Consider the following 15,284-nt stretch of genomic DNA (forward strand, 5'->3'; position numbering starts at 1 on the left):
TAGATGAATAAAGAAGAAAGAGCAAAAAGACAGTCCAAAATTCGTAATTTCTCTATTATTGCTCATATTGACCACGGAAAATCAACGTTAGCAGACCGTATTTTAGAGAAAACAAACGCGTTAACACAACGCGAAATGAAAGCTCAGTTGCTTGACTCTATGGATTTAGAGCGTGAGCGTGGTATTACAATCAAATTAAACGCAGTACAATTAAACTATAAAGCAAAAGATGGTGAAGAGTATATTCTTCATTTAATTGATACACCAGGACATGTCGACTTTACGTACGAAGTATCTCGTAGTTTAGCGGCTTGTGAAGGCGCGATTCTTGTAGTAGATGCAGCGCAAGGTATTGAAGCGCAAACGTTAGCAAACGTATACTTAGCGCTTGATAACAATTTAGAAATTTTACCAGTTATTAATAAAATCGACTTACCAAGTGCGGATCCAGAACGTGTACGTCAAGAGGTAGAAGATGTAATTGGTTTAGATGCATCAGAAGCGGTACTTGCTTCTGCGAAAGCTGGAATTGGTATTGAAGAAATTTTAGAACAAATTGTTGAAAAAGTACCAGCTCCTTCGGGTGATTCAGAAGAGCCATTACAATGTATGATTTTCGACTCTTTATATGATCCGTACCGCGGTGTAATTGCTTATATCCGTGTTGTAAATGGAACAGTAAAAGTTGGCGATAAAGTACGTATGATGGCAACGGGTAAAGAATTTGAAGTAACAGAAGTAGGTGTATTTACACCGAAAACTACGCAACGTGACGAGTTAACAGTAGGTGATGTAGGTTTCTTAGCAGCATCGATTAAAAATGTTGGTGACACACGTGTTGGTGATACGATTACGCATGCGAAACGTCCAGCTGCAGAGCCGTTAGCAGGTTACCGTAAGTTAAATCCGATGGTATTCTGTGGTCTGTATCCAATTGACTCTGCTCGTTATAACGATTTACGTGATGCATTAGAAAAATTAGAGTTAAACGATTCTGCTCTTGAGTTTGAACCAGAAACATCTCAAGCGCTAGGATTTGGTTTCCGTTGTGGTTTCTTAGGGCTTCTTCACATGGAAATCATTCAAGAACGTATTGAACGTGAATTTAAGATTGACTTAATTACAACAGCGCCAAGCGTTATTTATAAAGTTTATTTAACTAACGGTGAAGATGTTATTGTTGATAACCCATCTAATATGCCAGATCCACAGTCTATCGATCGTGTAGAAGAGCCGTTTGTGAAGGCTTCAATTATGGTTCCGAATGACTATGTTGGAGCTGTAATGGAGATTTGCCAAGGTAAACGTGGAACGTTTATTGATATGCAATATTTAGATGAAACGCGTGTTACATTAACATATGAAATCCCGTTATCAGAAATCGTATATGACTTCTTCGATCAATTGAAATCAAATACGAAAGGGTATGCATCATTTGACTACGAGTTAATTGGCTATAAACCATCTAAACTTGTGAAAATGGATATTCTTTTAAATAATGAACAAGTGGATGCTTTATCATTTATCGTACACCGTGATTCAGCGTATGACCGTGGTAAAGTAATCGTAGAGAAATTAAAAGAATTAATTCCGAGACAACAATTTGAAGTGCCAATTCAGGCGACTATCGGAAATAAAGTTGTAGCACGTTCTACAATTAAAGCGATGCGTAAAAACGTACTTGCAAAATGTTACGGCGGTGACATTTCTCGTAAGCGTAAACTTCTTGATAAGCAAAAAGAAGGTAAAAAACGTATGAAGTCTGTTGGTTCTGTAGAAGTACCGCAAGAGGCATTTATGGCTGTACTGAAAATGGATGACAACTAATATTTGAAATAAAAAAGAAGTCGTTTGTGCGGCTTCTTTTTTCTGTATAATTACTTTTTAGACATCTGAGCAGCTCTCATTTACAATAATGAGAGAGCTTTTTAGTTCATATAGAGTTAGGAGATTGTTAATGTCCGAAAATATTCGAAAAGATATTCAAGATAAAATACAAAATGGTAATTTTAATTGTGAAAAGGAATTGACGCTTTCTATTATTAGTGGAAAGTGGAAAGTTGTGATACTGTGGCATCTTGGTGTGGAAGGACCACATCGTTTCAGTGAATTACAACGGTTATTCCCAAGCATTTCTCATAAAGTTTTGTCGAACCAATTAAAAGAGTTAATGGAAGATGGAATTGTTGATCGGACAGTATATCCCGAAATTCCTCCTCGCGTTGAGTATTATATGACGGAACTAGGCATGTCACTTTTACCGATCGTTGAAATGATGTATGATTGGGGAAAAATGCGAATGGAACAAATTCGTAATACGTTAGAGAAGTAGAGAACCCTCCGGAGTGCGGAGGTTTTCTTTTTAGAAAGGTAGGAGTTATATTTGGTACAAGCTGCATATATTCATATTCCGTTTTGTCAGCACATTTGTCACTATTGTGATTTTAATAAAGTGTTTATTGAACGCCAACCGGTTGATCAATATTTAGATTATTTAGAGAAGGAAATAATAAATACGGTTCAAAAAGTTCCGTTTGATAGTATAAAAACGATTTTTGTGGGCGGGGGAACTCCGACAGCGTTAAATATGGAACAGACAAAAAAATTACTCGAGATTATTAATCGTCATTTGCGTCCGTTCGCCCCAAATTGTGAATTAACATTTGAAGCGAATCCAGGAGATCTGCCGAAAGAGAAGTTGAATGTACTGCTAGAAGGTGGAGTGAATCGAATTAGTTTTGGTGTGCAAACGTTCCGTGATGAACTGCTTGAGAAAATCGGGCGCAAGCATACGAGGGAAGATGCATTCCTCGCGATTCGAGAAGCACAGGAAGTAGGATTTAAAAATATTAATGTAGATATTATTTATGCTTTGCCAGGACAGACGATAGAAGATGTAAAAGAAACATTAGATATTGCTTTTACGCTTGGTGTACAACATTTCTCTGCATATTCATTAATTGTGGAACCTAAAACAGTGTTTTATAACTTAATGAACAAAGGGAAATTGCGTCTTCCGGGTGAAGACCATGAAGCGAAAATGTATGAAATAGTAATGGATGAAATGGAGAAACACGGTTATAACCAGTATGAAATTAGTAATTTCTCAAAAGGTGACAATAAAAGTAGACATAATCTCACATACTGGAATAATGAAGAGTATTATGGATTTGGAGCTGGAGCTCATAGTTATGTGAACGGGGAACGTATTCAAAATGTAGGTCCGCTGAAGCAATATTTTAATAAAATTGATGAAACAGGATTTCCGTATTTAGATGTTCACAAAGTGACGGAGAAAGAAAGAATGGAAGAAGAGCTGTTCTTAGGGCTTCGAAAAACAAAAGGTGTTTCTAAAACGGCGTTCCGCAATAAATTTAATGTAGAGATGGATCAAGTTTTCGCGAAGCAGTTACAAAGCAACCAAGAGCAGGGATTGCTTGAAGAGGAAGATGGACATGTGCGTTTAACGCGAAAAGGAAAATTATTAGGGAATGAAGTATTCCAATCATTTTTGATTGACTAATTAAATGTTCCATAGGCGTGAAAAAGTTTCATTATTTCGTGACGTTTCCGTTGACAATTGAATGTCAATTTTGGTAAGTTATTAATAGATTTAGCACTCAAAGACAAAGAGTGCTAACAGAGGTGATGATGAGATGCTTACGGAACGTCAGCTCTTAATTTTACAAACAATTATTGATGACTTTATTGGATCAGCGCAGCCCGTTGGGTCTAGAACGTTGGCTAAAAAAGATGAAATTACATTTAGTTCAGCTACTATTCGAAATGAAATGGCGGACTTAGAAGAATTAGGTTTTATTGAAAAAACGCACAGTTCTTCTGGACGTGTTCCTTCTGAGAAAGGCTACCGATTTTATGTAGACCATCTTTTAGCACCGCAAAACTTACCGAACGCTGAAATTGTACAAATTAAAGATTTATTTGCTGAAAGAATTTTTGAAGCGGAAAAAATTGCACAACAATCTGCTCAAATTTTATCAGAACTTACGAATTATACGGCCATTGTTCTTGGACCGAAGTTAAGTACAAATAAACTTAAAAATGTACAAATTGTGCCGCTTGATCGTCAAACTGCTGTCGCTATTATTGTAACCGATACAGGGCATGTACAAAGTAAAACGATTACCGTTCCGGAATCTGTTGATTTATCAGATTTAGAAAAAATGGTTAATATTTTAAATGAAAAGCTATCTGGCGTACCGATGGAAGAACTTCATAATAAAATCTTTAAGGAGATTGTTACAGTTTTACGTGGGTATGTTCATAATTACGATAGTGCAATAAAAATGTTGGATGGTACATTTCAAGTTCCGTTATCGGAAAAGATATACTTTGGAGGAAAAGCAAATATGCTTTCGCAGCCAGAGTTCCATGACATTCAAAAGGTTAGATCTTTACTTACCATGATTGATAATGAAGCCGAATTTTATGACATTTTGCGTCATAAACAAGTCGGGATTCAAGTGAAAATTGGTAGGGAAAACTCTTCGACGGCTATGGAGGATTGTAGTTTAATTTCTGCAACATATTCAATCGGCGAAGAGCAACTTGGAACAATTGCTATTTTAGGTCCTACGAGAATGCAATATTCTCGTGTAATTAGTTTGTTACAGTTATTTACGAGACAATTTACTGATGGACTTAAAAAGTAAATGAGAGTAATACATTCGCTCAAGTGATGAAATTTTCATTGCTGTGTGTAATATATAATGCTTAGGTAATCATGCTATGCATGATACCTAATACCTTTTAAGGAGGTGAATATTGTGGAAGAGCGTAACGAACAAGTGGTAGAAGAAGTAAAAGAAGCGCAAGTTGAAGAAGCTGTCACGCCAGAAAACAGTGAAGAAACTGTAGAAGAAAAAAGTGAGGCTGCTCTTTTACAAGAAAAAGTAGATGAGCTACAAGCGAAACTAACGGAAACGGAAGGTCGCACATTACGTCTACAAGCTGATTTTGAAAATTATAAGCGCCGTGTCCAAATGGATAAACAGGCTGCTGAAAAATATAGAGCACAAAGTCTAGTTTCAGACATCTTGCCAGCTCTTGATAATTTTGAAAGAGCAATGCAAGTGGAAGCGACTGATGAGCAAACGAAATCCTTGTTACAAGGTATGGAAATGGTGCATCGTCAATTGTTAGAAGCGCTGACTAAAGAAGGTGTGGAAGTGATTGAAGCTGTTGGTAAACAGTTTGATCCTAATGAACACCAAGCTATTATGCAAGTGGAAGATAGTGAATTTGAATCAAACGCGGTTGTGGAAGAATTCCAAAAAGGTTATAAACTAAAAGACCGTGTGATTCGCCCATCAATGGTAAAAGTAAATCAATAATTTACATAAAACTAGGAGGATTCGCCATGAGTAAAATTATCGGTATTGACTTAGGTACAACAAACTCTTGTGTAGCTGTTATGGAAGGTGGAGAACCAAAGGTTATCCCAAATCCAGAAGGAAACCGTACAACACCTTCTGTTGTAGCTTTCAAAAATGAAGAACGTCAAGTTGGGGAAGTTGCAAAGCGCCAAGCAATTACAAACCCAAATACAATCATGTCTGTTAAACGTCATATGGGTACAGACTACAAAGTAGAAGTTGAAGGTAAAGATTATACACCTCAAGAAATTTCTGCAATCATTTTACAAAACTTAAAAGCTTCTGCTGAAGCATACTTAGGTGAAACAGTAACGAAAGCTGTTATTACAGTACCTGCATACTTCAACGATGCAGAGCGTCAAGCAACGAAAGATGCTGGTCGTATCGCTGGTTTAGAAGTTGAGCGTATTATTAACGAGCCAACAGCAGCAGCACTTGCTTACGGTTTAGAAAAACAAGACGAAGAACAAAAAATCTTAGTATATGACTTAGGTGGCGGTACATTTGACGTATCTATCCTTGAGTTAGCAGACGGCACATTCGAAGTTATTTCAACTGCTGGTGACAACCGTCTTGGTGGCGATGACTTTGACCAAGTTATCATCGATCACTTAGTAGCTGAGTTCAAAAAAGAAAATAACATTGATTTAAGCCAAGATAAAATGGCGCTTCAACGCTTGAAAGATGCAGCTGAAAAAGCGAAAAAAGATCTTTCTGGTGTAACACAAACTCAAATTTCATTACCATTCATTAGTGCTGGAGCTGCTGGTCCATTACACTTAGAATTAACGTTAACAAGAGCGAAATTCGAAGAGCTTTCAGCAGGTCTTGTTGAAAGAACATTAGAGCCAACTCGTCGTGCATTAAAAGACGCTGGTTTTGCTCCAAGCGAATTAGATAAAGTTATTCTTGTTGGTGGATCTACTCGTATCCCAGCTGTACAAGAAGCTATTAAACGTGAAACTGGTAAAGAGCCATATAAAGGTGTAAACCCTGATGAAGTTGTAGCATTAGGTGCTGCAGTTCAAGGTGGCGTACTTACTGGTGATGTAGAAGGCGTTCTATTATTAGACGTAACTCCACTTTCTTTAGGTATTGAAACTATGGGTGGCGTGTTCACGAAATTAATCGAGCGTAACACTACAATTCCAACAAGTAAGTCACAAGTATTCTCGACAGCTGCTGATAATCAACCAGCAGTAGACATTCACGTATTACAAGGTGAGCGTCCAATGTCAGCTGACAACAAAACGTTAGGTCGTTTCCAATTAACTGACCTTCCACCAGCACCACGTGGTATTCCACAAATCGAAGTAACATTCGATATTGATGCGAACGGTATCGTTAACGTACGTGCGAAAGACTTAGGAACAAGCAAAGAGCAAGCTATTACAATCCAATCTTCTTCAGGTCTTTCTGATGAAGAAGTAGAACGTATGGTACAAGAAGCGGAAGCAAATGCTGACGCTGACCAAAAACGTAAGGAAGAAGTAGAACTTCGTAACGAAGCTGACCAACTTGTATTCCAAACAGACAAAGTTGTAAAAGATTTAGAAGGTAAAGTAGATGCAGCTGAAGTTGCAAAAGCAACAGAAGCGAAAGAAGCATTACAAGCTGCAATTGAGAAAAACGAGCTTGAAGAAATTCGTGCGAAAAAAGATGCTTTACAAGAAATCGTACAACAATTAACTGTTAAATTATACGAGCAGGCTCAAGCAGCTGCCGGTCAAGCAGAAGGTGCGCAAGGTGCACAAGACGCTGGCGCAAAGAAAGACAATGTAGTTGACGCTGAGTTTGAAGAAGTAAAAGAAGACAAGTAATTCAACTGTAAACATAATAAGTAAGATGACAAAAAGTCAAAGTCAAGCGTGCCTTGACTTTGGCTTTTTTCACGAATGAGAAGCGATGTGTGAGGATCTTAAGTTTTTCGCTTTGCATACTGTAAGTGAGGAAACTTTGTTGCAAAGCACTTTCTTTCGGTGTTAAAATTACGTTTATGTGAAAGATTCGGGGGTTGTAAATTTATGAGTAAACGAGACTATTATGAGGTCCTTGGACTTAGCAAGGGCGCTTCAACAGATGAAATTAAAAAAGCGTATCGTCGTTTGGCTAAAAAATACCATCCAGACGTAAGCAAAGAAGAAAATGCAATTGAAAAGTTTAAAGAAGTACAAGAAGCATACGAAGTGTTAAGTGATGATCAAAAGCGTGCACAGTACGATCAATTTGGTCATGCTGGTGCAAATCAAGGATTCGGTGGATTTGGCGGCGGAGGAGACTTTGGCGGTGGCTTCGGTTTTGAAGATATATTTAGTTCTTTCTTTGGCGGTGGCGGCGGCAGACGTCGTGATCCAAATGCTCCGCGCCAAGGTGCTGACTTACAATATCAAGTCACTTTAGATTTTGAAGAAGCTATTTTTGGTAAGGAATTAAATGTGGAAATTCCAGTAGAAGATCCATGTGATACTTGTAAAGGTAGTGGAGCAAAACCAGGAACTTCAAAAGAAACATGTAAACATTGTTCAGGCTCTGGTCAAGTGAGTGTAGAACAAAACACACCGTTTGGTCGTATCGTAAACCGTCAAGCTTGTGGTCATTGTTCAGGAACTGGACAAATTATTAAAGAAAAATGTACGACATGTCACGGTTCAGGTAAAGTTCGTAAACGTAAAAAAATCAATGTTAAAATTCCAGCGGGTATCGATAATGGTCAACAAATTCGTGTGTCTGGAAAAGGTGAAGCCGGCGTAAATGGCGGACCAGCAGGAGACTTATATGTTGTCGTTCATGTAAGAAATCATGAATTCTTCGAGCGTGAAGGAGATCACATTATTTGCGAAATGCCATTAACATTTGCGCAAATGGCGCTTGGTGATGAAGTGGAAGTTCCTACTGTTCATGGTAAAGTGAAGCTGAAAATTCCAGCAGGAACACAAACTGGAACAGAATTCCGCTTAAAAGGAAAAGGTGCTCCGAACGTACGTGGATACGGCCAAGGAGATCAATATGTAGTCGTTCGTGTTGTTGTACCGACGAAATTGACTTCGCAGCAAAAAGATTTATTACGTGAATTTGCAGGACAAGAAGAGCAGGATGATAGTTTATTCGGAAAGCTTAAACGTGCTTTCAAAGGGGAATAATGGAAATAAAAAATGGAGTTGGTAAATTGTGAAATGGTCAGAAATTAGTATTCATACAACAGAAGAAGCAGTAGAAGCTGTCTCTCATATTTTACATGAAGCTGGTGCTAGTGGAGTTGCGATTGAGGATCCAGCGGAGTTAACGAAAGAGCGCGAGCAACAATATGGTGAAATTTATGCATTGAACCCAGATGAATATCCGGCGGAAGGTGTATTAATAAAAGCGTATTTCCCGCAAACGGATTCTTTACATGAAACGATTGCAGGTGTAAAATCATCTATTGATGTGCTTCCATCTTACGACATCGAAATTGGTACTGGAAATATTACCGTTAACGAAGTCAATGAAGAAGATTGGGCTACTGCTTGGAAAAAATATTACCATCCAGTACAAATTTCTGATACATTCACAATCGTACCGACTTGGGAAGAATATACACCATCTTCTCCTGATGAAAAAATCATTGAATTAGACCCGGGTATGGCGTTTGGTACAGGAACTCATCCAACAACAACGATGTGTATCCGTGCTTTAGAAAAAACAGTACAGCCAGGTGACACTATTATTGATGTAGGAACAGGTTCTGGTGTACTTAGTATTGCGGCTGCAAAATTAGGTGCGTCTTCTGTTCAAGCATATGATTTAGATCCGGTTGCGGTTGAAAGTGCAGAAATGAATGTACGTTTAAATAAAACAGATGATATCGTGTCTGTTGGACAAAATAGTCTTTTAGAAGGCATTGAAGGTCCTGTTGATTTAATCGTAGCTAACTTATTAGCAGAAATTATTCTATTATTCCCTGAAGATGCAGCAAGAGTTGTGAAGTCAGGTGGATTATTTATTACATCGGGCATTATTGCTGCGAAGGAAAAAGTAATTTCTGAGGCGTTAGAACAAGCTGGATTTACAATTGAAGAAGTGTTACGAATGGAAGATTGGGTAGCAATTATTGCACGAAATGCGTAATATAGATTTTAGTCTATAATGAAAAGGGGAGTCTCTCACTATAAGGTGAGAGACTTGCCGTTTGTTATATGAAAAATGATAACGTTTCGTTCTTTTCGTAAGTGTTGACTTACGAAAGGAACGAAACTCTACTAAGGTGATTATATGCAACGTTATTTTGTAGAAGAGAAATATGTAAATGAGACAAGTATTCGCATTGTAGGTGATGACGTACATCATATCGCAAGAGTGATGCGTATGTCAGCTGGTGATCATATTTATTGCTGTGTAAACGGAAAAACAGCAGTATGTTCAATTGATGAAATTACCAGTGAATTTATTAATACGGCTATTGTAGAATGGGTAGAGGCGTCAAGTGAACTTCCTGTTTTCGTGACGATTGCAAGTGGACTGCCAAAAGGAGACAAGCTAGAGTTAATTTTTCAAAAAGGAACTGAGCTTGGGGCAGCTGCATTCTTACCATTTCAAGCATCTCGCTCTATCGTAAAATGGGATGCGAAAAAAGCTGATAAAAAAGTTGAGCGTTTAAGAAAAATTGTGAAAGAAGCTGCGGAACAATCACATAGAAGTGAAATTCCAGAAGTACATGCTCCGGCATCATTTAAGCAATTGCTTTCAATGAGTGGTGAGTATGATGTTTGTCTTGTTGCTTACGAAGAGGAAGCAAAACAAGGTGAGAAATCTAATTTTGCGAAAGCTTTAACGACAATGAAACCAGGTCAAAAGCTATTGATTGTATTTGGCCCAGAAGGCGGTTTAGCTGAGGAAGAGATTACAGCGCTTCGTGAACATAAATTTGTACCATGTAGTTTAGGACCAAGAATTTTAAGAACAGAAACGGCGCCGTTATACGCGTTAAGTGCTGCTTCGTATCATTTTGAATTGATGGGGTGATGATCAATGTCAACTGTTGCGTTCCATACGTTAGGTTGTAAAGTAAACCACTATGAAACAGAAGCCATTTGGCAATTGTTTAAACAAGGTGGTTATGAAAGAACAGAATATGAAAAGAAAGCTGATGTATATGTTATTAACACATGTACAGTAACGAATACTGGGGACAAAAAAAGCCGTCAAGTAATCAGACGTGCTGTGCGTCAAAATCCAGATGCAGTTATTTGCGTAACGGGATGTTATGCACAAACATCTCCAGCTGAAATTATGGCGATTCCGGGTGTAGATATTGTAGTTGGTACACAGGATCGTGAAAAGATGTTAGGTTACATCGAAGAATTCCGTAAAGAGCGTCAACCAATTAATGCTGTCCGTAATATTATGAAAACACGTGTGTATGAAGAACTTGATGTACCTTATTTCACGGATCGTACACGTGCGTCTTTAAAAATACAAGAGGGTTGCAATAACTTCTGTACATTCTGTATCATTCCTTGGGCGCGTGGTTTAATGCGTTCTCGTGATGGAAAAGAAGTTATTAAACAAGCACAACAATTAGTGGATGCAGGCTATAAAGAAATCGTATTAACGGGTATTCATACAGGTGGATACGGCGAAGACATAAAAGATTATAACTTAGCTGGATTACTTCGTGATATGGAAGCGGAAGTAGGGGGATTAAAACGTCTTCGTATTTCTTCTATTGAAGCGAGTCAAATTTCAGATGAAGTAATTGAAGTGTTAGATAAATCTGAAGTAGTTGTACGCCACTTGCATATTCCGTTGCAATCTGGTTCTAATACTGTATTAAAACGTATGCGTCGTAAATATACGATGGAGTTCTTCCAAGAGCGTTTAGATCGTTTGAAAGAAGCGTTACCAGGCCTTGCGATTACATCTGACGTAATCGTTGGTTTCCCAGGTGAAACAGAAGAAGAATTCATGGAAACATACAATTTCATTAAAGAGAACCGCTTCTCTGAGTTACATGTGTTCCCTTACTCAAAACGTACAGGAACACCTGCAGCACGCATGGAAGATCAAGTTCCTGAAGATGTGAAGAATGATCGTGTTCATCGTTTAATTGAGCTATCTAATCAATTAGCGAAAGAATATGCATCAGCGTTTGAAGGTGAAGTGCTTGAAATCATTCCAGAAGAGCAATTTAAAGACGGCGACCGTGAAGGGTTATATGTAGGGTATACAGATAACTACTTGAAAATTGTATTTGAAGGATCAGAAGAATTAATTGGTAAGCTAGTGAAAGTGAAAATTACGAAAGCTGGTTATCCATATAACGAAGCGCAATTTGTTCGTGTTCTTGAAGATGATGTAAAAAAAGAATCAGCTAGCGCATAAAAAGAGCGTGCAACCGGAAACGGTTTGCATGCTTTCTTTATTTGAAGCGGTTAAGTACTATAAGGTGGGGAGGCGTTTCATGCATCCCTGTATGAAAAAAGATGAAATGATAAAAATATAGTTGTCTTCATCAGTAAAGGATACTAGCTATTTGCATAACTTTTGAAAAGGAAATGCTTCTATTCTTCTTTTATTCTGCCAAATAGTTGACCTGAAGTGATAAAATGTATTATAATCGTAAAAGACATGCTGAAGAAGTGTTTCTTTTTGCATGCTGAAGTTAGTATGTAAGTGTGATGTTTCGGAGGGAGGGAAAGAGAATGTCAAAAACAGTCGTTCGTAAAAACGAGTCTTTGGAGGATGCACTTCGCCGTTTTAAAAGATCGGTTTCTAAAACTGGTACACTTGCTGAAGCAAGAAAGCGCGAGTTTTATGAAAAACCAAGTGTAAAACGTAAGAAGAAATCTGAAGCGGCAAGAAAGCGTAAATTCTAAGAGAGGGTGTAAGTTATGAGTCTTCTCGGTCGTTTAAACGATGATATGAAACAAGCGATGAAGAATAAACAAAAAGAAAAATTAACCGTTATTCGTATGGTTAAGGCTGCTTTACAAAATGAAGGTATTAAACTGCAACATACTCTTACTGAAGAAGAGGAAATAACAGTTTTAGCTCGTGAAGTAAAACAGTATAAGGACTCCCTCCTTGAATTTAAAAAAGCTGGTCGTGAAGACCTTGTTAATAAACTGCAAAGTGAAATTCAGATTTTAAGCGCATATTTGCCAGAGCAATTAACTGAAGAAGAACTAGTTGATGTAATCAAGCAAGTTATTTCTGAAGTTGGTGCGACTTCTAAAGCAGATATGGGTAAGGTGATGACTGCTGTTATGCCGAAAGTAAAAGGTAAAACAGACGGATCACTTGTGAATAAGCTGGTTATCCAGCTATTAGCGTAAAAAAACGTCTCATTTCGTATGAGACGTTTTTTTATTGTTCTTATTAAGGAGAAACGCTATATTGCTTAAAAAGGGTTTCTATAAGTGATAGAAACCCCTCTAGTTAAAGTTTCAATTTATTATTTCCTTGTATAATTCCGATTCTACACCTATTCTTACTTCCTTGACTAAAACTTCTTTCGCAAATAAAAGCTAAGTACCGAACCTTCTGAAAATCAGATTGAAGTTTTATAGCTTGCTCTTCAGCATAATCCTCAAAGGTAACGAAAGAGATTCTAACTATTTTAGATTTTGCATCAGTTGCATAAAATGGCCGGATATTACTGTCGATAATTTGTTTTATAACATTCGAAATTTCTTGACTAAAGCCAATTTACTTTCGTATTTCCTCATTTATTAATTCATTTTTTAATGAACCCTAATATTTTTTGAAATTCATATAACAACCATCTATAAAATATTCTTACTTACAACGTAACATTCAGAGTGGAGAAATTTTCTTTTTTTGATTTTATCCCTCATTAACGGGCAGCTCGATTGGTGAGGGGGGATTAAAGTTTCACTTTATCTCATTTGTCCAATAAATGACAACTACTTATTCTATGGTCAGTATGTCACATCCAGAACGAATTGTAACAGTTTTTTTCAAGTTTCTAACTTCTCGCTAGGCTCAATTTCTTAATGTAACTTGTACTGATATCCTGTAGGGGCGCATATTCTTGTATTAATACTTCTATTATTAAAGGTAACATCCTCTGATCCATCATTGTCCTGACAAATATGATTTCATATAGCGACTGTTTTAATTAACATGATATGAACTCTTACAGAATATAGTTATGTTAGTGAAGTCGTTATAACACGATAGGCACTTGTGAAGAAATACATATATATGGGATGAGAGGGGGTCTTTCGAGATGAAGAAATTAGAACAAATGAAAAATTGGTTGACAAAACAAGTAGACCTACCAGTGGATGTATTAATGGATCTACCTCGGATTACTCTTGTTGGGCAAATACATATTTATATAGAAAATCATCGGGGGTTATTAGTGTTTTCAGATAAAGAAGTGCGATTACTTTTAAAACACGGTCAATTATTAATTAAAGGACAATCCTTTGTTATTAAAACGATTCTTCCAGAAGAGCTTTTGCTCGAAGGGATAATTGAGCAAGTAACATTTTTAGAAAATGAAAAAAAAGGTGATTGAAGTGAAACTTCCATTTGTGAAGTTTTTCTTCTTTATCCTGTAAAAGTTCCGTTGATAGCGACTGATTACAGTTTTACTCGGTTTCATTTTAGTACGAGCTATTTTAATGCTTCAAATAAAAAGTAGTATATCTACTTTTAGAAAGGTAGTGAAGGTGGTAAATGAAAAATAAATGGTTTATAAAGTGGCTTGGATATGTAAAAGTGCGAATTGAAGGTAGAGGAGCGGAACGGTTTGTTAATGAATGTGTACGGAGGAATTTATTAGTTTGGGATGTTAAAAAGATAGCTGATGAAACGTTAGTTTTTTGTATGTTGTTACGCGATGTGAAAAAAATAAAACCAATTTATAGAAAAAATGAATGTAAATTATATTTTATTGGACGTTATGGTTTTCCTTTTTGGAATAAGCGTTTAATTAAAAATAGTGGATTTTTAATTGGTTTTTTAATTTTCTTTTTTGGTGTGATTGCAATGTCAAATATGGTTTGGAAAATTGAAATTACAGGAGCAAAACCTGAAACGGAATATATATTGATGAAAGAATTGGATAAAATGGGTATTAAAAAAGGGAAACTACAATTTCAAATGCCGAATGTAGAAGATGTACAACGCCATTTGACAGATAATATTAATGCCATTACTTGGGCGGGACTAGAAGTAAGAGGAACGACGTATCATTTTAAAATTGTTGAAAAAAACGAACCGAAGAAAGAAAAGGAACAAAGGCCGCAAAATTTAGTAGCAAAAAAAGAAGCGATTATTACAAAGACGTTCGTAGAAGTTGGAAAGCCGGTTGTACTGAAAAATGATCATGTAGAAAAAGGGCAGATTCTTGTATCAGGAATATATGGTAATGAGGAAAGTCCGACGATTGTTTCAGCGAAAGGTATTGTGTATGGCGAAACGTGGTATACATCTAAGGTGGATGTCCCGTTAAAGACGCAATTCCAAGTGTATACTGGTAACGTATACAATGAACATTTTCTTAAATTTGGGGATACGAAAATAAAAATATGGGGATTTCAGCATGATAAGTATAAACGCTCTCGTACTGAAAGTGTAAAGCATGATGTGAAATTATTTGGTTTTACACTGCCGATTGCATATGAAAAAGATGTTGTGAGAGAAGAGGAAGAAGCAAATCGAGAATATACAGAAAAGCAAGCGCTGAAAGTAGCAAAAGAGATGGCCGAAAAAGAACTAAAGAAAAAATTGGATGAACATGCTATGATTGTAAGTGATAAGATTTTGAGTAAAGAGGTTGAGGCGGGTCAACTAAAGGTCACATTGCATTATACTGTGGTTGAAAATATTGCAGAGCCACAACCAATATCCGAATCCGATATTCAAGGAGACTGAGTA

Annotated in this window: 14 protein-coding genes; all 14 read left to right on the top strand. The window is 37.0% G+C overall.

Annotated features, from left to right (window positions below; all coding sequences use genetic code 11):
- Positions 1–3 precede the first annotated feature (3 nt).
- The 14 genes from lepA (at position 4) to yqfD (ending at position 15,281) form a co-directional block, all read left to right on the top strand.
- Positions 4–1,827: an elongation factor 4 gene (lepA, locus tag AB6801_RS08825; RefSeq protein WP_001030951.1), complete on the top strand. Its 1,824-nt coding sequence runs from the start codon at positions 4–6 to the stop codon at positions 1,825–1,827.
- Positions 1,828–1,957: 130 nt separating this feature from the next.
- Positions 1,958–2,332, top strand: coding sequence for a winged helix-turn-helix transcriptional regulator (locus tag AB6801_RS08830; RefSeq protein WP_001293539.1), 375 nt, complete (start codon positions 1,958–1,960; stop codon positions 2,330–2,332).
- Positions 2,333–2,383: 51 nt separating this feature from the next.
- On the top strand, positions 2,384–3,523 hold the full coding sequence (hemW, locus tag AB6801_RS08835; protein ID WP_000249427.1) for a radical SAM family heme chaperone HemW: 1,140 nt from the start codon (positions 2,384–2,386) through the stop codon (positions 3,521–3,523).
- 133 nt (positions 3,524–3,656) lie between these two features.
- The gene (hrcA, locus tag AB6801_RS08840) at positions 3,657–4,673 is read left to right on the top strand and encodes a heat-inducible transcriptional repressor HrcA (protein ID WP_000954941.1); all 1,017 of its coding nucleotides are present in this window, start codon (positions 3,657–3,659) and stop codon (positions 4,671–4,673) included.
- A 114-nt stretch (positions 4,674–4,787) separates the two neighbouring features.
- Positions 4,788–5,354 carry a nucleotide exchange factor GrpE gene (grpE, locus tag AB6801_RS08845; protein ID WP_000392711.1) on the top strand — a complete coding sequence of 189 codons (567 nt, stop codon included), beginning with the start codon at positions 4,788–4,790 and terminating at the stop codon, positions 5,352–5,354.
- A gap of 26 nt (positions 5,355–5,380) precedes the next feature.
- Entirely contained in the window at positions 5,381–7,216 is a 1,836-nt protein-coding gene (dnaK, locus tag AB6801_RS08850; protein WP_000034700.1) for a chaperone protein DnaK, read from the top strand.
- 204 nt (positions 7,217–7,420) lie between these two features.
- Positions 7,421–8,536, top strand: coding sequence for a chaperone protein DnaJ (gene dnaJ, locus AB6801_RS08855; protein WP_000043947.1), 1,116 nt, complete (start codon positions 7,421–7,423; stop codon positions 8,534–8,536).
- A gap of 28 nt (positions 8,537–8,564) precedes the next feature.
- Positions 8,565–9,503 (top strand): 50S ribosomal protein L11 methyltransferase, encoded by a 939-nt coding sequence (gene prmA / locus AB6801_RS08860; protein ID WP_000872103.1) that lies wholly within the window; start codon positions 8,565–8,567, stop codon positions 9,501–9,503.
- Between the two features lie 144 nt (positions 9,504–9,647).
- Positions 9,648–10,397 carry a 16S rRNA (uracil(1498)-N(3))-methyltransferase gene (locus AB6801_RS08865; protein ID WP_001190159.1) on the top strand — a complete coding sequence of 250 codons (750 nt, stop codon included), beginning with the start codon at positions 9,648–9,650 and terminating at the stop codon, positions 10,395–10,397.
- A gap of 6 nt (positions 10,398–10,403) precedes the next feature.
- Positions 10,404–11,756, top strand: a complete 1,353-nt coding sequence (gene mtaB, locus AB6801_RS08870) for a tRNA (N(6)-L-threonylcarbamoyladenosine(37)-C(2))-methylthiotransferase MtaB (RefSeq protein WP_000108679.1) — start codon at positions 10,404–10,406, stop codon at positions 11,754–11,756.
- Positions 11,757–12,076: 320 nt separating this feature from the next.
- Positions 12,077–12,250 carry a 30S ribosomal protein S21 gene (gene rpsU / locus AB6801_RS08875; RefSeq protein ID WP_000048061.1) on the top strand — a complete coding sequence of 58 codons (174 nt, stop codon included), beginning with the start codon at positions 12,077–12,079 and terminating at the stop codon, positions 12,248–12,250.
- Between the two features lie 15 nt (positions 12,251–12,265).
- The gene (locus AB6801_RS08880; RefSeq protein WP_000054562.1) at positions 12,266–12,709 is read left to right on the top strand and encodes a GatB/YqeY domain-containing protein; all 444 of its coding nucleotides are present in this window, start codon (positions 12,266–12,268) and stop codon (positions 12,707–12,709) included.
- A gap of 917 nt (positions 12,710–13,626) precedes the next feature.
- Positions 13,627–13,920 carry a sporulation protein YqfC gene (gene yqfC / locus AB6801_RS08885; protein ID WP_000732269.1) on the top strand — a complete coding sequence of 98 codons (294 nt, stop codon included), beginning with the start codon at positions 13,627–13,629 and terminating at the stop codon, positions 13,918–13,920.
- Positions 13,921–14,081: 161 nt separating this feature from the next.
- Complete coding sequence (gene yqfD / locus AB6801_RS08890) at positions 14,082–15,281, top strand: sporulation protein YqfD (protein ID WP_000792499.1); 1,200 nt, start codon at positions 14,082–14,084, stop codon at positions 15,279–15,281.
- The last annotated feature ends 3 nt before the right edge of the window (positions 15,282–15,284 follow it).

Source organism: Bacillus sp. RCC_6_1, assembly GCF_041360755.1.
GTDB lineage: Bacteria > Bacillota > Bacilli > Bacillales > Bacillaceae_G > Bacillus_A > Bacillus_A cereus.

What these genes read in the sequence shown, in the direction of transcription:
- lepA (WP_001030951.1), top strand. Translation starts at nt 4, where the DNA reads ATGAATAAAGAAGAAAGAGCAAAAAGACAGTCCAAAATTCGTAATTTC.
- AB6801_RS08830 (WP_001293539.1), top strand. Translation starts at nt 1,958, where the DNA reads ATGTCCGAAAATATTCGAAAAGATATTCAAGATAAAATACAAAATGGT.
- hrcA (WP_000954941.1), top strand. Translation starts at nt 3,657, where the DNA reads ATGCTTACGGAACGTCAGCTCTTAATTTTACAAACAATTATTGATGAC.
- dnaK (WP_000034700.1), top strand. Translation starts at nt 5,381, where the DNA reads ATGAGTAAAATTATCGGTATTGACTTAGGTACAACAAACTCTTGTGTA.
- dnaJ (WP_000043947.1), top strand. Translation starts at nt 7,421, where the DNA reads ATGAGTAAACGAGACTATTATGAGGTCCTTGGACTTAGCAAGGGCGCT.
- AB6801_RS08865 (WP_001190159.1), top strand. Translation starts at nt 9,648, where the DNA reads ATGCAACGTTATTTTGTAGAAGAGAAATATGTAAATGAGACAAGTATT.
- mtaB (WP_000108679.1), top strand. Translation starts at nt 10,404, where the DNA reads ATGTCAACTGTTGCGTTCCATACGTTAGGTTGTAAAGTAAACCACTAT.
- rpsU (WP_000048061.1), top strand. Translation starts at nt 12,077, where the DNA reads ATGTCAAAAACAGTCGTTCGTAAAAACGAGTCTTTGGAGGATGCACTT.
- AB6801_RS08880 (WP_000054562.1), top strand. Translation starts at nt 12,266, where the DNA reads ATGAGTCTTCTCGGTCGTTTAAACGATGATATGAAACAAGCGATGAAG.
- yqfC (WP_000732269.1), top strand. Translation starts at nt 13,627, where the DNA reads ATGAAGAAATTAGAACAAATGAAAAATTGGTTGACAAAACAAGTAGAC.
- yqfD (WP_000792499.1), top strand. Translation starts at nt 14,082, where the DNA reads ATGAAAAATAAATGGTTTATAAAGTGGCTTGGATATGTAAAAGTGCGA.